A 21,326-nucleotide genomic window follows, 5' to 3' on the forward strand; every position below is an offset into this window, starting at 1 on the left:
GAGATGCTCAGGCTGCGCCTCGCGCGCGCTCCAGCACGTCGGTCAGCGGCCCGGCGGAGGCGGCCGGAAGCTGATATTCGGTCCATCCCAGGCCGGGATGGCGAAGGCGCAGCGCGAATTCGCCGCGCTCGGTCATGCCCGCCTGCCAGCAGGGATCGACGACGACCGGCATGGCGACATTCGCGTCCGGCTGCGTCGGAAACGGCGCCGCCATTCCGGCCCGCAGCGAGACCAGAAGGTCGATGAGGCTGGAAAGCTCCGCCGCCGTCGAGCTGCTCCAGGCCTGCGGCTGGTCGTCGATCATCACCTCGATGAGGACCGTGTTGCGATCCTGCGCCAGTGTCGCGCGGTATTCGGCCTTCGGCATCCGCCACTCCCCTTGTCTTCGATTGCCCACGCCGCCTCGCCGGCCGGGCGACCCGTCAGTTCGCTGCCGCCAGAAGCCCGCGCTCGGTGTCGCCCGATGCGCCATAGCCCAGATGGGCCAGACAGGCGCGCGCCAGCGAAACGTTGCAGTCCACGATGTCCGGGTCCGCCGTGGCGAGGCCGTTCGCGGCCACCGAAAGCTCGGTGCAGCCGAGCACCGCGGTACGCGCGCCGGTGGAGCGGGCGAGGCGCAGGGCAGTCCGGAACGCGGACGCCGCCTCCGCGACCATGCCGGATTTCACGAGATCGATGGCGTCGTCGACGCTCGCCTGGAACTCGGCCGAGGCCGGCACGAACAGCTCATAGCCCGCGGCGCGAATCCGCGTCTGGTAGAATCCCGAGGCGAGCGTGCCCTGCGTCGCCAGCACCGCGATCTTTTCCCGGTGCGGGCGGCTCCTCAGATCGGAGACGACCGCGTCGGCGATATGGATGATCCGTGCCCGCGAGGCCTCGGCGATCTGCTCGTACCAGTGGTGGGCGGTGTTGCAGGGTATGGCGATGCAGTCGACGCCGAGCCCGTTCAGCGCCTCGACCGCATTGCGGAGCGGCAGCAGCGGCTCGTCCGTGCCGCGCAGGATCGCCTCGGTCCGCGCCGGCAGTTGCGGCACGCTCAGCATGACCGCCGGAACATGCTCGGCATCGGTACGCGCCGGGGTCAGGCGCGTGAACTTGAAGAAGAAGTCGGCCGAGGCGAGCGGACCGAGCCCGCCGATCACGCCGAGCCGGGGACGTATCGCTTCGGCGATCACGACCTCGCCTCGCTCAGCACGGGCGCCTCGGATGCCGCCGGCACCGGATGGCTGTCCTTGTGCCCCTCATGCGGCGCGATGGCCGCCGTGCTGGCGGCGACGGTGCTCACGCTGGCCAGCGTCATGAAGGTGTCGGTGACCGCGTCGACCGCCACGAACAGGGCGAAGGCCGCCTCGAAGGGAAGCTTGAGGTAGCCGCACAGGATCGACATCTGGGACAGTATGACGATGCCGCTCATTCCGGTCGTGGTCAGCGCCAGCAGGGACGCCACCACGCCGACCAAGGTCAGGTCCGCTATGGACAGCGAGCGGCCATAGAGTTGGGCGATGAAGATCGTGCCGATCGTGTAGAGGAAGATCGGCCCGGTGCGCAGCAGCGCCGCCTGCAGCGGCACCAGCAGCTCGACCACCACCGCACTGAACCGCAGCCGCTCGGTCAGCAGGTTGATGATCCACGGCAGCGAGGCGACGGTGGAGCGGGTGGTGATCGCCACCATGAGCAAAGGCTGGAACGCCTTGACGGACGCCCAGTAACTGCGGCCGGAGCGGATGGAGACGATGGCGAAGGCCGTAGCCATCGCAATAGCGCTTGCCAGCCCCATGACGAGCAGGAAGCCGCCCATCAGCTTCAGCGGCTCGGCGCCCATCTTCGCGGTCTGGTCCGCGATGAGGATGAAGGTGGTGAAGGGCAGCGCCCAGATGAACCAGTTCGTCAGTATGATGCAGGACCGGTAGACGGCATCGAGCACCCCGGCAAAGGTCGTGGAGGACGAGCGCGGGACATTGCCCATCGCCAGCCCGAACAGCAGGCAGAACAGCAGAACCTGGATCGCCTCGCCGCTTGCCAGCGCGCTGAACACGTTGTTGGGCACGAGGTTCAGGAAGATGGAGAGCGGCCCGACCGTCTTGGTGTCGGCGTCGGACGGGGCCAGCGTCAGCTCGAGATCGGTCGAGACGGTGCCCTGCGAGTTGATGAACTGGCCGAGCTGGATGCGGGACTGCGGATCGTCGATCTGTCCCTGCTGCAGGATGGTGGCGAGTGTCCCGCTCACCATGACGCTGATGAACGATACCGCGAGGACGGCCAGCGCGATCTTGCCCAGATAGCGCACGGATTGCGGGTCCTGGACCATGGAGGTGATCGAGAAGATCACCGAGGAGACCAGGAACGGCAGCACCACCATCTTCAGGAGGTTCAAATAGGCATGGGCGGCCGGGCCCATGGCGTGGGAGAGCTCGGGATAATGCAGGCCGCACAATATGCCCGCGCCGATCATGAAGATGGTGGTGAGCGGCGAGCGCAGCACCCGGCGGAGGGCACCGCGCCAGTTGAACGCCCTCGCCTCGACCGGTTTCGGCGTCGACATGTCCATGGTCAGACGCCGGCCTCGGCACGATAGCGCGCGATGAGTTCGTCGGTGGTCATGACCTTCCCGTTGCGGTCCAGCTCGAGAAACAGGTTCACGAAATCCTTCAGATGCGGGGCATCGGGCCGGATGCCGATCGCCAGCGTGTCCGTCTTGTCGGTCAGCGTGATGGAGCGCGCGACGACCGTCAGCGAGGGATCGTCCACCAGCAGCTTCTTGATCTCGAAATCGTCCCGATAGGCCATGTCGAGCTGCTCGGCGCGGATGGCCTCGACGATCTCCCGCCAACTGCCGAATTCGCGCACGCGGGCATTGGGAAAGCTCGTCGGCGCGTATTCGGCGAAGGACGAGCCCGCGATGACGCCAAGATCGCCCTTATAGTCGCGGATGACGTCTTCGGCCGTCCGGCCGCCGACCATCTGCGCAAACCGGAGCCGGTTGGCGAGCAGCCCGTGATGCAGCCGTGCATAGGGGGCGGAATAGCGGATCACCCGGGCGCGCTTCAGGGTGCGGCTCAGCTTGCCAATGGCGAGGTCCGCCCGTCCTTCGGTGATCTGCTGGACGGTACTGTCGAACGTCGTTCCGGAACGGTCGACGGCCGGCTTCACGCCCAGCGCCGCGGCGATCCCGCGGCCAAGATCGAAATCGAGCCCTTGTTCGGGCTCTCCCACCGCCCGGAAGAAGGGGCGGGCGGAAAAGCCGGGCGTCGCTATGCGCAGAGCCCCGCTGTCGACGATCTGGCGAACGTCACCGACGGCTTCCTGCGCCCATAGCCGGGGCGCCGCGAGGAACAGGCCTCCGGCCGCGAGAAGCGCCCGGCGCGACATGGCCATAGGTGTCTTCCTGTCCAACGTCATAGCGCGCCTTGGGCGACCGTCCCGATCATCGGACCGATAGCGCAAAAATACCGGGAGAGCTGCAGCGCCGGAACCTTAGCGGTCCGGCCTTAACCGACTATAACTGCGATAGCTTCACACTGCGCAAGCCGACCCGGCAGACGCCGGGGGATAACGAACAGGTTACAGGCGCCCTCCGGTATCGGGTTGCAGCAAGCTGCGCAGTCCGCTGTGCACCGCGCGCATCCTGATGCCGGCGAGCGTGGTGCGCCTCTCGGCCGGCCGCCACGCAATGAGCGAGGAGATGCAGGCGCTCTGCTTCCTCGCCGGCGCCAACTCGATCTTCACCGGCGACGTGCTGCTCTACCCCGATGGTGCTGGCGGTGGTCGCCTTCGGCGTCTGCGCCATCGAGTACTCGACCGGCTCGATCTTCATCGCCGTGCTGGCGAGCGTCGTCGGCATGGCGCTCACCAAGCTCGACTATCCGGCGGTGCCGCTCATCCTCGGGCCGGTGCTCGGGCCGATGCTGGAGCGCAACATCCGCCGCACGCTGATCCAGAGCCAGGGCGACGTGCTGGTCTTCGTCGAGCGGCCGATCGCGCTCGGTCGTCCTGACCATCGCCGCCCTGCTCATTCCGGTGATATTGAAGGCTCTCGACGAGCAGCGGATTCCGGCCGACGAGGCGGAAGCCTGAACATCCACCCCCGACACCGGCACGACATCGGCTCATGGATTATCGGTATCTCATCATCGGCGGCGGCATTGTCGGCCTCGCCACCGCCCGCGAGCTCAAGGCCCGCGATCCCGCCGCCCGCATCGTGCTGATCGAGAAGGAGGCCGATTTCGGCCTCCACCAGACCGGGCACAACAGCGGCGTCATCCATGCCGGGGTCTATTACGCACCGGGCTCGCTGAAGGCCCGGCTCTGCTTTGAGGGCGCCGAGGCGACCAAGCAGTTCTGCCGGGACAACCAGATCCCGTTCGAGGTCTGCGGCAAGCTGATCGTCGCTACCAACCCCGTCGAGGTCGAGCGCATGCATGCGCTGGCCGGCCGTGCGCGGCAGAACGGCCTCGACATCCACCACGTCGACGGCGCCGAACTCGCGCGGATCGAACCGAATGTCAGTGGGCTGGAAGCGCTGCTGGTGCCGGCAACCGGCATCGTCGACTACCGCCGCATCTGCCTAGCCATAGCCGAGCGGCTGCGCGAGGCGGGCGCCGAACTGCGCCTGTCGACCCGCGTCACCAGCATTCGGGAAGACGACGCCGGCGTCACGGTGACGACCGACAAAGGCGAGGAGCTGCGCGCCGAACGCCTCGTCGCCTGCGCCGGCCTCCAGTCCGACCGCATCGCCAGTCTCGCCGGCCTCGACGTACGCCACCGCATCGTGCCGTTCCGCGGCGAATACTACACGCTGCCGCCCACCAAATCGGCCGTTGTGCGGCACCTGATCTACCCGGTGCCCGATCCCGAGCTGCCCTTCCTCGGCATCCATCTCACCCGCATGATCGACGGGCGGGTGACGGTCGGGCCGAACGCGGTGCTCGGCTTCTCCCGGGAGGGCTATCCGCGCGGCAGCGTGAACCTCTCCGACATCGCCTCAATGGTGGGCTTCAGCGGCTTCTGGTCGATGGCGCGGAAGAATCTCGCTTCCGGCCTCACCGAATTCCGCAACTCGCTGCTGCGCCGGCGCTATCTGGAGGAATGCCGGAAATATTGCCCGAGCCTGACGCTGGCCGATCTCGGAACGCCCGGCGCCGGCATCCGCGCGCAGGCGGTGCTCGACGACGGCACGCTGGTGCAGGACTTCCTGTTCCTCGACAGCCCGCGCAGCCTGCATGTCTGCAACGCGCCCTCACCGGCGGCGACCTCCGCCATGCCGATCGCGAAGATGATCGTCGACCGGATGGAACAGGCGGCAGCCTAGAGCGTTTTTGAGCGAAGTGGAAACCGGTTCGCGTGAAGAAAACGCGATGAAATAAGAACTTAGAGTGTTTCCGTGTTGCCAATAAAAACGGAAAGACTCTAGGCGGCGCTCACACCGCCGCGCGCGGGTCCTTGCGGGCGAGCCGCGCCAGCAGATAGTCGATCTCCGCCCGCGCGGTCTCGCTCAGCCGGCCCGCCGGCTTGCGCTGCGCGTCGGAGGCGATGACGCCGCGCCGCATCAGCACATATTTGCGCACAGCGAGCCCGACGCCCTGCTGCTGCTCGTAGCGGATCAGCGGCAGATGCGCGTCGAACAGGTCGTGCGCCTCGTCCCGACGGCCCGCCTTATGGAGCGCCACCAGCTCGGCCAGCATGTCGGGAAAGGCATAGCCGGTCATCGCGCCGTCGGCGCCGCGCTCCGGCTCGAAATCGAGGAACAGCCCGCCATTGCCGCACAGTATGGAGAACGGGCGCAGCGCGCCCTTCGCCTGCAGCGCGCGCAGCGCCGAGATCTTCTCCAGCCCCGGCCAGTCCTCGTGTTTGAGCATGACGCAGGAGGGGTGGTCGGTCATGATCCGGGCGATGACGCCGGTCGACAGTACGACCGACAGGGTGAGCGGATAGTCCTGCAGCACGAAAGGTACATCCGTGCCGATCGCCTCCACCGCCTGCGCGAAATAGCCGAGGATCTGCTCGTCGCTGCGCAGATGCGGGGCGGGGGCGATCATCACGCCGGCGGCGCCCGCCTCCAAGGACCTGAGGGCAAGCGAGCGCATGGCGGCGAAGCCCGGCGCCGAGACACCGACCACCACCGGCACCTTCGACCGGCCGACCACCTGCTTCACCAGGCCGAGCGCCTCTTCCGGCTCCAGCTTCGGCGCCTCGCCCATGATGCCGAGCACGGTGATGCCGGTGGCGCCACTCTCGTGATAGAAATCGGTCAGCCGGTCGACAGAGGCGGCATCGATCATGCCCTCCGGCGTGAAGGGCGTGGTGGCGATGGCGTACAGGCCGCCGGCGTCGGGACCGAACGTCACGGCGCACCGGCCTTGAAGGCCTCGTAGCGGGCCTTCGTATCGGCGTTCATCGGATAGAGGCCGGGCAGCGGCACGCCGCGGTCGACCTCCGACATGATCCAGGCTTCCATCCGTTCCTGCTCCGGCGCTTCCGCCAGGACCACATCAAGATAACCCGCCGGGATCAACACCGCGCCGTCGTCGTCCACCACGATGATGTCGTCCGGGAACACCGCGACGCCTCCGCAGGCGATCGGCTCCTGCCAGTTGACGAAGGTGAGACCCGCCACCGAAGGCGGCGCGGCGACGCCCTCGCACCAGATCGGCAGGCCGGTCGACAGGCAGCCCTCGCCGTCGCGCAGCACCCCGTCGGTGACGAGACCGGCCACGCCGCGCTTCTTCATGCGGGCGCAAAGGATGTCGCCGAAGATGCCGGCATCGGTGACGCCCATCGCGTCGGCGACGACGATGACGCCCTCAGGCATCGCCTCGATGGCGCCGCGGGTCGAGATCGGCTTCGACCAGCTCTCCGGCGTGGCGAGATCCTCGCGGGCCGGCACGAAGCGCAGCGTGAAGGCCTTGCCGACAAGGCGCCCCTGGCCCTGGCGCACGGGCTTGGTGCCGCGCAGCCAGACGTTCCGGAGCCCCTTTTTCAGCATGATGGTGGTGATGGTCGCCGTGGTGACCTTCTTCAGGGTTTCGATGGCGGCAGTATCGAGGCTCATGAGGGAATCCCGGTTCTGGAAGGTTCAGATGCTGGCGATCAGGCCGCCGTCGATGCGGATCACCGAGCCGGTGATGTAGGAAGCGCGGTCGCTGGCGAGGAAGGCGACGGTGTCGCCATATTCACGCGGGTCGCCATAGCGGCCGAGCGGTATGCTGGCGGTGCTCTCCGCGGTCACCTCGGCGACCGGGCGATTCTCGCGCTTGGCCTTCTGCTCGTCGAGGAAGGTGATGCGCCCGGTAGCGATGCGCCCCGGCAGCACGATGTTGCAGGTGATGCCGTCGCGCCCGACCTCGCGCGCCAGCGTCTTCGACCAGCCGACAAGGGCGAGCCGCAGCGTGTTGGAGATGCCGAGATTGGGAATGGGCGCCACCACGCCGGAGGAGGTGGAGGTGATGACGCGCCCCCATTTCCTCTCGCGCATGCCCGGCAGCACGAGGTCGGTGACCGCGATGACCGAGCGCACCATCTCGTCGAAATAGCGCGACCAGGTCTCGGGACTCTGCCCGCCCGCGGGGGTCGGCGGCGGTCCACCGGTGTTGTTGACCAGCACATCGACCGGCCCGAAGCGCGCGGCGATCTCCTCGATATGTGCGGGGGCGGCGGCGATGTCCGCGATGTTCCAGGTGAGCGCCCGCGCCTGTCCGGCGCTGCCCGTGATCGCCGCCGCGGTCCGGCCGGCCGCCTCGCCGTCGATATCGGCCACCACCACCCGTGCGCCTTCCGCTGCCAGCGACCGCGCGATCGCGCCGCCGAGGCCGCCACCGGCACCGAAGACCAGCGCCGTTTTTTCCTTCAGTCCGAAATCCATGACTGCGGCTTCTCCCTTTCGGGAATTATCCCGCATAGGAAGCACAGCGAAACTGGTGTTTTCTTCCTTCAGGAAGTAGTTTTTCTTGCGATGGAAACCCGCTTCCTGGAAACCTTCCTGACCGTGGTCGAGCGCGGCTCGCTGGCTGAGGCGTCGCGCCGGCTCGGCATCACGCCCGCCGCCGTCGCGCAGAGGATACAGGCGCTGGAGGACGAGATCGGCGTGGCGCTTCTCGCCCGCGCCGGCCGACGCGTGCGGGCCACCCCGGCGGGCCTCGCCATCATGGAGCGCAGCCGCCGGATTCTCACCGATGCGCGCCATCTGCGCATCCTCGCGGCGGAGGATGCGCCGGCGGGCGAGCTGCGCCTCGGCGCCATCTCGACCACGCTGACCGGGCTGCTCGCGCCCGCGCTCAGCCGCCTGCGCGAGACGGTGCCGAATGTCGAGGTGTTCCTCCTGCCCGGCACCTCGGCCGCGCTCCATCAGCAGCTCGTCGACGGCGGCATCGATGCGGCCCTTCTGGTGGAACCGCCCTTTCCGATCCTCAAGACCTTCGACTGGCGGCTGCTGCGCTCGGAGACGACCACCCTGCTCGCGCCGCGCGGCTGGGCGGATGAGGACGTGCACAACCTCCTCGCCACGCGCCCCTTCATCCGTTACGACCGCAACAACTGGGGCGGGCGGATCGTCGATCGCTATCTGCAAGACGCCGGCATTGTCCCTCGGGAATGGCTGGAGCTGGATTCGCTGGAGGCCATCGCGGTGATGGTCGCCAACGGGCTGGGCGTCGCGCTGGTGCCGGACTGGGCGCGCCCGTCGCCGGATTCGGACGACGTCGTGCGCCTTCCGCTGCCGCTGCCCTCCGAGCCCCGCCGCATCGGCATGCTGTGGCCCCGCAACTCCGCGGCGGGCCGCCTGGTCGAAGTCCTGATCGGCGTGCTGGGCAGCAGGCCGGCAACGTAGCCGGCCCGCCGCCTCAGGTCGTCGCCATGGTCCGTGGCTGCGCCGCCGCAAGCCGGGCGGAGAGAGCCGCGGTGATCTCGGCCGGCGTATCGACCACCGTGATTCCCGCCGCCTCGAGAGCGGCCCGTTTGGCGGGATAGCCGCCGGCGCTGCCCGTGACGATGGCGCCCGCATGTCCCATCTTCTTGCCGGGTGGCGAGGCGCAGCCGGCGATGAAGGCGACGACGGGCTTCGTCATCCCGGCCGCATATTCCGCCGCCTTTTCCTCCATCGATCCGCCGATCTCGCCCACCAGCACCACCGCCTCGGTGCCGGGATCCTCGTCGAGCGCCTGCAGCGCGGCGCGGGTGGTGACGCCGATCATCGGGTCGCCACCAAGGCCGAGGAAGGCCGACTGCCCGAGACCCACGCGGGTGAGATTGAGGCAGATCAGCGTGCCGAGGCTGCCGCTGCGCGAGAGCACGCCGATGCGCCCCGGCTTGAAGATGTTCGGGTTGTGTCCCGGCATGATGCCCACGAAACCCTCCCCCGGCGTCACCAGGCCGGCCGTGTTGGGACCGACGATCCGGGTGCCGCTGCGCGCCGCCGCCCGGTGTATAGCCATCACGTCATGGGCCGGGATGTGTTCGGTGAGCACGACGAGGAGCGCGGCGCCGGCGTCGATGGCATCGAGCGCGGCTTCCTTGGCGGCGGCGGGCGGGATGAACATCACCGCCACGTCGAACGGCGCTGTACGCGCCGCCTCCCGGGCGGTGGCGAAGACCGGCACACCGAGATGGGTCTCGCCGGCACGCTTGGGGTTGACGCCGGCGACGACCCGGGTGCCTGCACCCATCATCTTCTCGGCCCAGAACGAGCCCTGCTTGCCGGTGAGGCCCTGGACGAGCACACGGTGATGTTTGCGGAAGATGATCATCGAGCTGCCTCCACCGCGGCTTTGACCGCGTCCTCCATGAAATCGAACGGCTCGATGCCGAGGCGCTCGCGCACCAGCCGCACCGCTTCGTCCTCGCCGGTGCCGTGGATCGAGAAATAGACCGGCAGCGTCGGCTTCAGGCTCTCCCATGCCTTGACCACGCCCTCGGCCATCACGTCGGTTCGCGCAAACGCGCCGCAGAAGTTCACGACGAGACTCTTCACGCCGGGATTGGAAAGCACGAGGTCGAGCGCGGTCTCCGCCTTGGTATAGGCTTCGCCGCCGATCTCCAGGAAGTTGGCCGGCCGCCCGCCGAAATGGGCGATGGCGTCCATGGTGGTCATGGTGAGCCCCGCGCCGTTGGCGAGCACGCCGACATTGCCGTCGAGCTGGATGAACTTGAGCCCGGCAGCGGCGCCACGCCGCTCCAGATCGGTCGCCGGCTCGCGCGCCGCGGCGGCGGCGAGCTCCGGCTGGCGGAAGGCGGCGGAATCGTCGAGCGTGAACTTGCAGTCGAGCGCCACCACGCGCCCGTCCGAAAGCACCGCGAGCGGATTGATCTCGAGCAGTTCCGCGTCGCTCGCGACATAGGCGGCATAGAGGCGAGCGAGCACGTCGGTCACCTGCCCGACCGCCGCGCCGAGGTCGAGACCGCGCACCAGCGCTGCCGCGTCGGCTTGGCTGAAGCCGTCATCGGGATCAACGACCGCGCGCCGCAGCGCGTCGGGCCGCGATGCCGCCACCTCCTCGATGTCCATGCCGCCTTCGGTCGAGAACAGCACCAGCGGCCGGCGGCTGGCGAAGTCGGTGAGGACCGCGGCATAGAATTCGTGGGCGATCGCCGCGCACGCTTCGACGAGGACGCTCTCGACCGCATGGCCGTCGATCGACATGGCGAGGATCGCCCGGGCCGCGTCGGCGGCGGCCTCCGGCGTATCGGCCCGTTTGATGCCGCCCGCCTTGCCGCGCTTGCCGGTCGGCACCTGGGCCTTGACCACGCACGACCCGATGCTGCGGCAAGCCTGCGCGGCCTCCTCCGGCGTGCGGCAGAGAACGCCCTGCGGGATCGGAATCCCGGCCGGGGCGAGGACGAGGGCCTTGGCGGCCTGTTCCACGAGGTTCATGGCGCCGCCCTCACTCTTTGCCGTACTTCGCCCACAGCGGCCCGAACAGCTCCTCCTCGGAGGGCTTGTCCTCGGGAATCACCGTGACGAGGTGGGTGATGTTGAGGAAATGGCGGTAGCTCAGATTCTCGGAGATCGAATTCTTCTGCCAGGAGCCGCAGCCCATGGAGAGCGTGAAGCCCAGGCCGGAATCGAAGCCGCCGCCATTGCCGAAGGTGTGGGCGAAATTGACCAGCACGCGCACCACCGGCAGATCGGCGGCCAACTCCCGTCCATGGTCCAGGTTCTTGGTGTGGATGCCCAGCGAATGGCCGCGACCCTGATGGTCAAGGATCGAGCGCACCAGGGTCTTCGCCTCGGCGAAGTCGCGCGCCCGGTAGACGGTGAGCACGAGCGACAGTTTTTCGCCGGAGAAGGGATGCTCGCGACCGATACCGGTCTCCTCCACCATGAAGAACTTGGCGCCCTTCGCCGCGTCCGGCAGGCCGAATGCGGCCGCTAGCGTCGCCGCGTCGCGGGCGATGAGGTTGCGGTTGAGCTTACCGCCGACCCATAGGCCGCCGCGCACCCGCTCCTTCTCCTCGGGCGTGCACATGTACCCGCCAGCCGCCTTTAGCGCGGCGATCGCCGCGTCATAGACCTCGTCGAGGATGACGACGGCGTTCTCGGAGGAGCAGGAGGTGGAATTGTCGAAGATCTTGGAGGCGCAGATCTTGCGGGCCGCATCGTCGAGGTCCGCGCTCGCATCGATGATGACCGGCACGTTGCCGGCTCCGACCCCGATCGCCGGCGTGCCGGAGGAATAGGCGCGCCGCACATTATCCTGCGATCCGGTGACGACGACGAGGTCGGCCATGCGCATCAGCGCGGTGGTGGCTTCCTTGGTGACCGGCTCGGGGACGATCTGCACCAGATCTTCCGGCAGGCCTATGCGGGCGAGCTCGGCACGCATCATCTCCACGACCCGGGCGGTGGTGCGATAGCCGAGTGGCGAGGGAGCGATGACGATGGCGTTGCGGCCCTTGATGGCCATCATCGCCTTGTTCGCCGGCGTGGCCGCGGGATTGGTGGAAGGCGTTACCGCGCCGATGACGCCCATGGGCTTGGCGTATTTGAAGATGCCCCTGGCATGATCTTCCTCGATCACCCCCACCGAGCGCCCGCGCATCAGGTCGCGCAAGGTGCCGAAGGTCTTGCGCTGGTTCTTCACGACCTTGTCCGGCACGTTGCCGAGGCCGGTGTCGGCGACAGCCAGCTCGGCCAGCTCACGCGCGCGGCCAGGCTCGTAGATGGCCCAGGCCAGCGCGCGCACGGCTTCGTCGGCCCGCTCCTGGCTCACATTCGCGAAGCTTTCCTGGGCACGGCGCGCGGCGCGGATGGTGCGCTCGACGACGGCGCCAGCGTCGTCCGCATCGTCGAGCGGCATGACGGCGGCTTGTGCCATGGCTTTCCTCCTTTGCGATTTCTCTGGTTGCGGGGAGCCACCTGGGCCCTCCGGTGTGGCTCCGTACTCGCGAGCCGTGCGGCGTCACGCCAGGCGGGCCTCGAGTGCGCAGCTCCATTCCGGGGCTGCGGATCGAAATTTACGGACGGGATGGAGCTAAAGAAAATTTATTATCTGAATTGCATCCATTCATGTGCCGCATGACCTACTCCGCAGGCACATGGCGCCGGCGCGGCAGCAGCGGGCCCACCACCGGCAGCACCAGAGTGAGGATCACCAGCGCCAGAATCGTGCCGGAGATCGGCCGCGTGAAGAACACCACCCAGTCGTTCTGGAACGAAATCATGGAGTTCATGAAGGCTTCCTCGGCGATTGGACCAAGGATCACCCCCAGCACCATGGGCGCGATGGGAAAGCGCATCCGCTCGAACAGATAGCCGACCACGCCGAAGCCGAGCATCAGCCAGAGGTCGGTCACGTTGGAGCGGATGGACAGCGCGCCGATGAAGCAGAAGATCATGACAAAGGCGGAGACCACGGCCTCCGGGAAATCCATAATCCTCACCAGCGGGCGGATGGCGAAATAGCCCAGCACGCACATGGCGACGACGCCGATGAAGAGCGAGGCGAAGATGGTGTAGACCATCGCCGGCGAGGTCATCATCACCTGCGGTCCCGGCTGGATGCCGTGCAGCATGAAGGCCCCGAGTATCACGGCGGTGGCGCCGCTGCCCGGAATGCCGAGGGCGAGGAGCGGGATCAGCGCCCCGCCCACCGAAGCTGTCGCCGCGCTCTGCGGCGCGACGATGCCTTCCGGTACGCCGGTGCCCATCCGGGCGCGCTGGCGGCCGAACTGACTCTCGACACCATAGCCGACGAAGGAAGCGATGGTGGCACCCGCGCCAGGCACCACGCCGACCACGTGGCCGATCAGGGTCGAGCGCAGCATCATGCCCTTGAGCGCCATGATCTCCTTGAAGCTCGGCAGTTGCGTGCGCGTGCCGCCCACCCCCTGGAGCGGGGCGGAGGAAAAGCCGATCTCGAGCCGCGCCAATACCTCTGCCACGCCGAATGCGCCCACCATGACCACCAGGAACTCGATGCCGTCGGCGAGGATCGGCAGGTCGAAGGTGAACCGGTAGGAGCCATAGATGGCGTCGGTGCCGACGCAGGCGATGAGCAGCCCGATCGCGAGGCTGATCAGCGCGGAGGGGATTGAGCCCTTGCCGAGCGCGATCACGCTGGCAAGGCCGAACAGCACGATGGCGAAATACTCCGGCGAGGAGAACTGCAGCGCGAAGTCCGCCACCGGCTTGGTCAGCACCACCATGATGCATGCGGAGATGAGGCCGCCGATCAGTGCCGCGACCAGCGTCCAGCCCAGCGCCTTCGCCGGCTGCCCGCGCTTGGCCATCGCATAGCCGTCCCACAGCAGCGGCACATGGATCGGCTCGCCGGGAATGCGGAAGAGGATCGAGGTGAAGGCGCCGCCATATGTGCCAGAGACATACATGGCGGTGAGCAGGATGATCGCCGCGGTGACTTCCATCTGATAGGTGAAGGGCAGGAACAGAACCACACCCATCACCAGCGTCAGGCCGGGCAGGATGCCCACCAGGAGCCCGACGACGAGGCCGACCAGCAGCATCAGCATGTGGATCGGGGTGAAGCAGGCGATGAAGCCCGCGCCGAGCTGCGTGAGAATATCGAGCATGTGAGGCGCCTTTCCGGTCGTTCGGACCCGCGGGGTCAGTACAGGCCGACGATGAAGTCGGTGACGGCGTCGAACGGGGCGATCCCGCGCGGCAGCGAGACGTAGACCACCTTCAGGAACAGGAAGCTGAGCACCACCGTTCCGATCAGGGCGGCGGCCCAGATCGTGCCGTGCCTGCGGAAGCGGCCGAGATAGATGAAGGCCACCAGGAAGCAGAATGTGGAGAGCGGGAAGCCGATGACGCCGAGCAGGAGTGCATAGGCGACGCACAGTCCCATGCCGCCGAGAAGAAGGGGAATGCTGCGGTCGTTCAGCTCTTCGGCATCGGGCAGCGGTTCGGCGGCCTCGAGCTGATCGGTGATGCCATGCGCCTCACTATGGTTGGGCGAGATGACCGCCCGCACCAGCTCGACCATGCTGACGATGGCCATCAGCCCGATGGCGAGTTTCGGCCAGAAGTCGGGGCCGAGCTGACCCGGCCGCGCGGCGACGTCGATCCGGTTGGCGAAATGCCAGAGGGCGGCAGAGACGATGATGAGAACGGCATAGGGCAGTGCCGCCGAGACGCGGCTCGACAACGAGTGCGTGGTCATGGCGACCCTCCTCGACGCGAAACGGAACGGGTTATGGAGACGGCGGACATGCCGAGCGTCCCGGCCACAGCGGCCGGGACGCATGCCCGATCAGGCGGGCTTCGCCAGCGCCTTCATCTCGCTGAGCTGCTGCTCGAGGAAGGCTCCGGATTGGCTCGCCGTGAGGTAGCTGTTGGGGTCCGCGATCTGCTCGGTGAGGAATTTCTTGTATTCCTCGGTCGCCGCGACCTTGCCCATGACGGAATCGAACACCGACAGCGCCCCTTCCGGGGTGCCGGCACGCAGCACCACGGCACGGAACTGCGGCAGCGCGACCTGGTAGCCGAGCTCGTAGGAGCACGGGACGTCCTTGAAAGCGGGGAAGCGCTCCTTGCCGAAGACGAGGAGCGGCCGCATCTGCTTGCCTGCGAGGAAGCTGCCGACGTCGCCCGCCTGCTCGTAGAGAGCGTCGGCGTGGCCGCCGAGGATCGATACGTAGCGCTCACTCGGCTTGGAGAAGGGAACCTGGATGACGTTGACGCCCTTGCCCGCGAGATAGCTGAGCGTGAAATCGTCGACGCTGCCGAAACCGAGGGTCGCCACCTTAAGCTTGTTGGGGCTCGCCCTGGCCTCCTTCTCGAAATCGGCCCAGGTCTTGAACCGGCTGTCCTGCGCCACGAAGATGAAGGACGGCGCCTGGATCATCACCGCCGCGGGCGTGATGTCGGAGAGCTGCCAGCGCGGGTTCGAGCCGGCCAGCAGAGCGTGCGCGTCAGCGATATAGATGGCAGCGGAATAACCGTCTGGCGGCGTGGCGAGGAGCTTGGCCATGCCGGTGGCGCCGGTGCCGCCAGGCACGTTAACGACCGGCACGCCCTGGCCGAACATGGGTTCGGCAAGCTTGCCGATCTGACGGGCGAGCTGATCCGCGCCCCCGCCGGGTCCCCACGGCACGATCATCTCGACCGGCCGCGTCGGGAACTTCTCGCTCGCCGCGAATGCCGCTCGCCGCAAGGGCAAGCCAGCCGCGGCCAGAGCACTGCCCGCGTAAAGAAAATGGCGTCGTGATAGATTCATACCGATTACCTCCCTCACCGGATTCCGCTGTCCGCCGGTTGACCCGACGTGACACTGCCCGGAGTGCTTCTGCGCGACTTGTTTCAAACTTGATTCGACGGCCCGATGACGTGGCCGTCGCTTCGAAGATGGGCCGGAGGACTTGGCGTAATCCCACGGTCCGACGCGACAACAGGGTAGTCGAAAGACGGTATGTCGACGAAGCCATTAAACGAAATCTATTGTGTTAATCGCGATCATTCGCGATGTTTATGATCATGATCCATGACCTCGACATCGCTTTGGTTCGCACCTTTGTCGCCATCGTCGAGACCGGGGGGCTCACTTCGGCGGGGCGCGTCGTAGGCCGGACGCAGCCGGCGGTCACCCATCAGATCAAGCGGCTCGAGGCGACGCTGGGCCGTCCGCTTTTCGGCCAGGATCGCCGGCACCTGACGCTGACGCCGGACGGCGAGATATTCCTCGAATATGCCCGCGCGATCCTGCGCTTCAACGACGAAGCCCGTGCACGCTTCGGCGCCCCCGAGATTCAGGGGCGTGTCACACTCGGCGTGCCCGATCTCTACGCCGCCTATCTGCTGCCGCAGCTTCTGCGTCGCTTCGCGCGGGCACATCCGCATGTGGAAATCGAGATGCGCTGCATGCGCAGCGTCCATCTCTACGAGGCGATGCAGCGCGATGAGCTGGACCTCGTCATCGCCACGCGGCAACCTGATCAGATGACCGGCACCGTGGTGCGGTGGGAGCCGCTGACCTGGGTCGCCGGGCCGCATGATCGGCCGGAGACGGAAGAGGTGGTGCCGCTTGCGGTGCTGCCGCCCGGCAGCGTCTATCGCCAGCGCACATTGGAGGCGCTGGGCCGCGTCGGCCGACGCTGGACCATCACCTCCTTCAGCGAGAGCCTGGCCGGGCTTCAGGCGGCAGTGTTCGCGGGGCTCGCGGTATCGGTGTTTCCGCGCTGTGCGGTGCAGCCGGGCATGCGCTGCCCGGGAACGCAGGACGGGCTGCCCGACCTTCCCGCCATCGAGCTGGTGCTGCACCGCCGCCCGATGGGCCTGAGCGCCGCGGCCGAACATCTCGGTGACTTCGTCGAGCGCGAGCTGGCGCAGGTTTCCGCCTTCCATACCACCGCCATCGTCGGAGGGTCTCCGCCGCTGCCGCCGCATCTGGGCATGGCGCGGGTCTAGAGACAGCGTAGCCTCGGTCATCTGACGCAATCGCGTTTATCTCCGATGGTCTTGATCAGGCGACCTCCGCGACACGGCTCGCGACAGCTCCGCCGGCTTCAACACCTGCGCGCCGGTCATCGAGGACCATGCGCGCCAGCTTGGCACCGATCATCATGGCGGGAGCATTGGTGTTGCCCGAGACGATCTCGGGCATGATCGAGCAATCCGCGACCCGCAGTCCCGCGATGCCCCGTACCCGCAGCCGTGCATCCACCACGGCGCGCTCGTCCGGCCCCATCCGGCAGGTGCCAGTGGGATGATAGATCGTCGTCGAATTCATCCGGGCCCAGTCGAGCAGTTCCTCATCGTTCTCAAGGGCCGCCACCGGCCGGAACTCCTCCGAGATCGCCGATCGCAGCGGCTCGGTGCGGGCGATCTGGCGGGCCATGCGGATGCCGGCCACCACAGTGTCGCGATCGGTCGCCGTCGCGAGATAATTCGGAGCGATAAGCGGATGCGTCAGCGGATCGGCCGATTTCAGTGCGACGGTTCCCCGGCTTTCGGGACGCAACTGGCAGACGGACTGGGTGAAGGCCGAGAAGGGATGGACGCCTTCCCCGGGGCTGTCGGCCGACCAGGGCTGGATGTGGAACTGGATGTCCGGCGTCGCGAGCCCCGGCCGCGTCTTCATGAACCCGAAGACGAGGCTCGCCGCCATGGTCATCGGCCCGGTGCGGAACAGCGCGTATTCGAGACCCATACGCGCCTTGTTGAGGAGGCTGCGCACCTCGTCGTTCAGCGTCGCCTCGTGACACTTGAAGACCAGCCGTGCCTGGAGGTGGTCCTGAAGATTGCGGCCGACCTCCGGGAGATCGCACCGGACCTCGATGCCGTGCTCGCGCAGCCGGCGGCCGTCACCGATGCCCGACAGCATGAGGATGTGCGGCGATCCGATCGCTCCTGCGCTCAGGATGACCTCGTGGCTGGCGCGCACGATCTCAAGGCTGCCGTCGTCGCGGCGCAGCTCGACGCCGGTCGCGCGCCCGCCCTCGATCACGACGCGCAGCACATGGGCATCCGTCACGACCGAGAGATTCCGGCGATCGCGCACCGGCTTCAGAAAGGCCGTCGCGGAGGAGCAGCGGCGCCCGCGGTCGACGGTCAGTTGGAAATGGCCGACCCCCTCCTGCACCGGCCCGTTATAGTCCGGGTTGTAGGCATGGCCGAGAGACAGGGCAGCCTCGATCCAGCGCTCGCAGATCTCGCGCCGCAGGCGAGGGTCCGATACCTGCAGCTCACCCGCCGTGCCGCGGCCTTCGCCGCCACCGCGCTGAAACGTCTCCAGGCTTTCGAAGATCGGCCCCACCTCGCTCCAGGACCAGCCCGCATTGCCCATCTGCGCCCAGCGGTCATAGTCCTCGCGCTGCCCTCGTACATAGAGCAGGCCGTTGAGCGACGACGAGCCGCCCAGCACCTTGCCGCGCGGCCAGTTCAGTTGCCGCCCGTTCAGCCCCGGATCCTTCTCGGTCTGGTAGCACCAGTCGAAGTCGGGATTGTGCATGGTCTTGAAATAGCCGACCGGGACGTGAATCCAGGGGCTCGAATCCTTCCCCCCGGCCTCGATCAGAATCACCCGGACCGTGGGATCGGCGCTCAGCCGGTTGGCGATCACGCATCCTGCGGAGCCCGCGCCCACGACCACGTAGTCCGCCGTCTCCATCGCCTGCCTCATCTCGTGATCCTCATTTCTGAGACCATCGGCCTCGAAAACTCTGCCTTTCGCTGAATGGCGGACTCCCCCTCGCCCGCGAGGGAGAGTCCGTCTGGCGACCGGGAGGTTTCAGGAAAGACGGCGACGCCGGCCGATGAGGATCGCGCTGAACATCGAGACGAGCGCGGCGAAAACCACGTAGACACACAGCCAGAACGGATCGTTGTTGTTCGCCGTCATCAGGTAGGTGGCGATCATCGGCGTGATGCCGGACGCGAAGATGCCCGAGAACTGGTACACGAAGGATATGCCCGTGTAGCGCACCGTCGGATCGAACAGATCGGCGAACAATGCGGCCTCGGGGCCGTAGCACATCGGATAGATGACGCCGAAGGGCAGCACGATACCGAGCACGATCAGTACCGGGTCGCCGGTCGACATCAGCCAGAAGGCGGGAAAGACGCTGAGGGCCAGCAGCAGCGATCCCCAGGCATAGGTCGTCGGGCGGCCGATCCGGTCGGAGACCCGTCCGAAGAAGGGAATGAATATCACCATCACCATCGCCGCGGCGCACACCGTCCAGAGGGCCTGCGTGCGGTCGATGCCGACGAATTTCGTCAGGTAGAGGATCGAGAACACCGCGAAGATGTTGAAGAACACACCGTCGATGTACCGGGCGCCCATGCCCAGGACCACATTGCCGGGATAGCGCTTCAGCATGTCGGCGAACGGCAGAGCGAGGTCGCGCCCCCGCGATTCAGCCTTCGCCTTCTCGAATTCGGGGCTCTCGCCGATGTTCGAGCGGATCCAGGTGCCGAGCAACACCAGCACGATCGATCCGACGAAGGCGGCACGCCATCCCCACGACATGAAGTCTTCGTCGGGAAGCAGCGTGAGGAGAGCCATGACGCCGGAGGACATGAACAGGCCGAGCGACAGGCCGATCTGGGGGATCGAGGCGTAGAAGCCCCGCTTGTTCTGTGGGGCATACTCATAGGCCATGAGCACGGCCCCGCCCCATTCGCCGCCGATGCCGATGCCCTGCAGCACGCGCAGCAGCAGCAGCAGGACGGGCGCCAGAATGCCGATCGACGCGTAGCTCGGCAGCAGGCCGATCGCCACGGTGGCGCCGCCCATCAGCATCAGCGTGATCACCAGCATCGTCTTGCGGCCGATCCGGTCGCCGAAATGGCCGAAGATCAGGCCGCCGAAGGGGCGGGCGACGAAACCGACCGCGAACGTCGCGTAGGCCAGCATGATCGAGACGGTGGGATTGTCGGCCGGAAAGTACAGCTTGTTGAAGACGATACCGGCGACCACACCATAGAGAAAGAAATCATACCATTCGATCGTCGAGCCGATGAGGCTCGCAGCGACAACCTTGCGCAGGCCGCTCACATGCGTGCCTTTGCCTACGGAATCCAGAGCGATATCCGACATTGCGCCCTCCCTACGTGGCGACGTTGTTTTTTATGATTTTCATTTTGGGCCGACGTCTTTGCGTCGGCTCACTCCCCTATGCTGTCATGTTACAAAATCGAGTCAATGCTTTTTGAGACTTTGAGTATCACTATTGGATACTCTAACGGATTTCGCACATGCGATATGTGTCGGTTGCCGGCGCGCAGGCGCGGTATAGAATGAGCGGCACATACGGGTTGCAGCGTTGAAATGAGCGAACAAGAAGCCGCCGAATCCCCTCCGAGCCTGAGGTATCTCCTGATCCTCGAGGTTCTGGCGGCCGAAGCCCGGCCGATGACGCCCACCGAGATCAACGCCCTGCTGAAGCTGCCGAAGCCGACCATCCATCGGCTCGTCCGCAATCTCGAGGAACTCGGCTGGCTCAGCCGCCATCTCGACGGGCGCAGCTATCTGCCCGGCCCGCGGCTGCGCCAGATGATGCAGGGCCTGGTGCGGGCCGCCAGCCATGCCATGCCGCGCCGCGAAATCCTGCTGCGGCTGAACGCGCTGGTGGGCGAGACGTGCAATCTGTCGATCCCGGACGACGGCGCGATGATCTATGTCGACCGCGTCGAGACCCAATGGCCGCTGCGAATCGCCCTGCAGGTCGGCTCGCGCGTCCCGCTGCATGCGACCTCGGCGGGCAAGGCCTGTCTCGGCTCGATGGCCGAGTCCCTGTTCGAGCGGTATCTGCGCAGCGCCAGCCTCAAGGCCTATACCAGCCGGACCATCACCGACCCGGCGGCACTGCGCGAGGAGGTCATCCGCATCCGTGCCCAGGGCCATGCGGAAGACAATCAGGAATTCGTCGACGGCATGATCGCGCTGGCGGTGCCGGTGAAGGATCGCCAGGGGCATCTCGCGGCGACGGTTTCCTTTCATGCGCCGATGCAGCGCATGTCGCTGGAGGAGGGCCGCAAGCACCTGCCCGACCTGCGCGCCGCCGCGCGTGAGCTCGCCGAACTGTTGTAGGCCATCCCACCCGCATTGCTGCCATGCAGCAAGAACGGCGCCGCGTCTTTGCAGCGCAGCAAAACGCATGCTATCGACGGCTGATCGTTCCTTGATGGCTCCTGCAATGAACCGGACCGAGCGGCTGCACGTCGCCTTGTTTCTTGCCACCTCCTTTTGCCTGCTCGTGGCTCTCGTGCAGGCGCACAGGCCCGTCCCTGCCCCCTTCTCGAGCGACGAGGCGGTGCAGTCCGTGGCGCGAGCCTTCGATGCCCTGAAGCAGAACATGTTGGAGATCGGGCGCGGCGAGGGCGACGGCGCCCTGCCGTTCTATCCGGGGAACTGAGCACCTCCGAGCCAGGCGGG

General features: G+C 66.9%; 21 protein-coding genes and 1 pseudogene. 7 read left to right on the forward strand and 15 right to left on the reverse strand.

Annotation, left to right across the window (positions count from 1 at the left end; genetic code table 11):
* Positions 1–7: 7 nt before the first annotated feature.
* From U742_RS0111005 to U742_RS0111020, 4 genes are read right to left on the reverse strand one after another with little or no spacing between them, the layout of a single operon-like run.
* Positions 8–367, reverse strand: a complete 360-nt coding sequence (locus U742_RS0111005) for a hypothetical protein (RefSeq protein WP_029352932.1) — start codon at positions 365–367, stop codon at positions 8–10.
* Between the two features lie 55 nt (positions 368–422).
* Positions 423–1,175, reverse strand: coding sequence for a cysteate racemase (locus tag U742_RS0111010; protein ID WP_051661069.1), 753 nt, complete (start codon positions 1,173–1,175; stop codon positions 423–425).
* Entirely contained in the window at positions 1,172–2,542 is a 1,371-nt protein-coding gene (locus U742_RS0111015; protein ID WP_029352936.1) for a dicarboxylate/amino acid:cation symporter, read from the reverse strand. The genes U742_RS0111010 and U742_RS0111015 overlap by 4 nt, the downstream gene beginning before the upstream one ends.
* 8 nt (positions 2,543–2,550) lie before the next feature.
* Complete coding sequence (locus U742_RS0111020; protein WP_081852945.1) at positions 2,551–3,375, reverse strand: substrate-binding periplasmic protein; 825 nt, start codon at positions 3,373–3,375, stop codon at positions 2,551–2,553.
* Between the two features lie 241 nt (positions 3,376–3,616).
* Here U742_RS0111020 and U742_RS23370 point away from each other — a divergent pair.
* The 3 genes and pseudogenes from U742_RS23370 to lhgO all read left to right on the forward strand — a co-directional run.
* Positions 3,617–3,742 (forward strand): annotated as a pseudogene (locus U742_RS23370) (biotin synthase); the annotation flags it as partial.
* Positions 3,743–3,749: 7 nt separating this feature from the next.
* Complete coding sequence (locus U742_RS0111030) at positions 3,750–4,205, forward strand: hypothetical protein (protein WP_029352940.1); 456 nt, start codon at positions 3,750–3,752, stop codon at positions 4,203–4,205.
* The gene (lhgO, locus tag U742_RS0111035) at positions 4,109–5,308 is read left to right on the forward strand and encodes an L-2-hydroxyglutarate oxidase (RefSeq protein ID WP_029352941.1); all 1,200 of its coding nucleotides are present in this window, start codon (positions 4,109–4,111) and stop codon (positions 5,306–5,308) included. Before U742_RS0111030 ends, lhgO begins: the two co-directional genes overlap by 97 nt.
* A gap of 109 nt (positions 5,309–5,417) precedes the next feature.
* Here the strand turns inward: lhgO and U742_RS0111040 are convergent, their stop codons facing one another.
* From U742_RS0111040 to U742_RS0111050, 3 genes are read right to left on the reverse strand one after another with little or no spacing between them, the layout of a single operon-like run.
* The gene (locus U742_RS0111040) at positions 5,418–6,344 is read right to left on the reverse strand and encodes a dihydrodipicolinate synthase family protein (RefSeq protein WP_029352943.1); all 927 of its coding nucleotides are present in this window, start codon (positions 6,342–6,344) and stop codon (positions 5,418–5,420) included.
* A complete protein-coding gene (locus U742_RS0111045) occupies positions 6,341–7,048 on the reverse strand; it encodes a ribonuclease activity regulator RraA (protein WP_029352945.1) in 708 nt (235 codons plus the stop codon). Before U742_RS0111045 ends, U742_RS0111040 begins: the two co-directional genes overlap by 4 nt.
* A 24-nt stretch (positions 7,049–7,072) precedes the next feature.
* Positions 7,073–7,858, reverse strand: coding sequence for an SDR family oxidoreductase (locus U742_RS0111050; RefSeq protein ID WP_029352947.1), 786 nt, complete (start codon positions 7,856–7,858; stop codon positions 7,073–7,075).
* 90 nt (positions 7,859–7,948) lie between these two features.
* Between U742_RS0111050 and U742_RS0111055 the strand changes: the two genes are divergently transcribed.
* Positions 7,949–8,821, forward strand: coding sequence for a LysR family transcriptional regulator (locus tag U742_RS0111055; protein ID WP_029352949.1), 873 nt, complete (start codon positions 7,949–7,951; stop codon positions 8,819–8,821).
* Between the two features lie 13 nt (positions 8,822–8,834).
* On the opposite strand, the gene U742_RS0111060 is transcribed toward U742_RS0111055, so the two are convergent.
* The 6 genes from U742_RS0111060 to U742_RS0111085 form a co-directional block, all read right to left on the reverse strand.
* A complete protein-coding gene (locus U742_RS0111060; protein WP_197028238.1) occupies positions 8,835–9,737 on the reverse strand; it encodes a succinate--CoA ligase subunit alpha in 903 nt (300 codons plus the stop codon).
* Positions 9,734–10,861 carry a succinate--CoA ligase subunit beta gene (locus U742_RS0111065; protein ID WP_029352953.1) on the reverse strand — a complete coding sequence of 376 codons (1,128 nt, stop codon included), beginning with the start codon at positions 10,859–10,861 and terminating at the stop codon, positions 9,734–9,736. The genes U742_RS0111060 and U742_RS0111065 overlap by 4 nt, the downstream gene beginning before the upstream one ends.
* Before the next feature lie 10 nt (positions 10,862–10,871).
* Positions 10,872–12,287: an acylating sulfoacetaldehyde dehydrogenase gene (locus U742_RS0111070; RefSeq protein WP_156034205.1), complete on the reverse strand. Its 1,416-nt coding sequence runs from the start codon at positions 12,285–12,287 to the stop codon at positions 10,872–10,874.
* 223 nt (positions 12,288–12,510) lie between these two features.
* Positions 12,511–14,019, reverse strand: a complete 1,509-nt coding sequence (locus U742_RS0111075) for a tripartite tricarboxylate transporter permease (RefSeq protein WP_029352956.1) — start codon at positions 14,017–14,019, stop codon at positions 12,511–12,513.
* Between the two features lie 35 nt (positions 14,020–14,054).
* Positions 14,055–14,612: a tripartite tricarboxylate transporter TctB family protein gene (locus tag U742_RS0111080; protein WP_051661070.1), complete on the reverse strand. Its 558-nt coding sequence runs from the start codon at positions 14,610–14,612 to the stop codon at positions 14,055–14,057.
* A gap of 90 nt (positions 14,613–14,702) precedes the next feature.
* Positions 14,703–15,605, reverse strand: coding sequence for a tripartite tricarboxylate transporter substrate binding protein (locus tag U742_RS0111085; RefSeq protein ID WP_248310331.1), 903 nt, complete (start codon positions 15,603–15,605; stop codon positions 14,703–14,705).
* A 320-nt stretch (positions 15,606–15,925) separates the two neighbouring features.
* Between U742_RS0111085 and U742_RS0111090 the strand changes: the two genes are divergently transcribed.
* Positions 15,926–16,855 (forward strand): LysR substrate-binding domain-containing protein, encoded by a 930-nt coding sequence (locus tag U742_RS0111090; protein ID WP_081852956.1) that lies wholly within the window; start codon positions 15,926–15,928, stop codon positions 16,853–16,855.
* A 55-nt stretch (positions 16,856–16,910) separates the two neighbouring features.
* Here U742_RS0111090 and U742_RS0111095 read toward each other — a convergent pair whose 3' ends face one another.
* Positions 16,911–18,569: a GMC family oxidoreductase gene (locus U742_RS0111095; RefSeq protein ID WP_081852947.1), complete on the reverse strand. Its 1,659-nt coding sequence runs from the start codon at positions 18,567–18,569 to the stop codon at positions 16,911–16,913.
* A 108-nt stretch (positions 18,570–18,677) separates the two neighbouring features.
* On the reverse strand, positions 18,678–19,988 hold the full coding sequence (locus tag U742_RS0111100; protein WP_029352967.1) for an MFS transporter: 1,311 nt from the start codon (positions 19,986–19,988) through the stop codon (positions 18,678–18,680).
* A gap of 231 nt (positions 19,989–20,219) precedes the next feature.
* Between U742_RS0111100 and U742_RS0111105 the strand changes: the two genes are divergently transcribed.
* Both U742_RS0111105 and U742_RS0111110 read left to right on the forward strand, forming a co-directional pair.
* On the forward strand, positions 20,220–20,981 hold the full coding sequence (locus U742_RS0111105) for an IclR family transcriptional regulator (RefSeq protein WP_029352969.1): 762 nt from the start codon (positions 20,220–20,222) through the stop codon (positions 20,979–20,981).
* A 106-nt stretch (positions 20,982–21,087) separates the two neighbouring features.
* Positions 21,088–21,306 (forward strand): hypothetical protein, encoded by a 219-nt coding sequence (locus U742_RS0111110; protein ID WP_029352970.1) that lies wholly within the window; start codon positions 21,088–21,090, stop codon positions 21,304–21,306.
* Positions 21,307–21,326 lie beyond the last annotated feature (20 nt).

Origin of the sequence: Allobosea sp. 117, assembly GCF_000702305.1 — a bacterium.
In the GTDB taxonomy this organism is placed as follows: domain Bacteria; phylum Pseudomonadota; class Alphaproteobacteria; order Rhizobiales; family Xanthobacteraceae; genus Ancylobacter.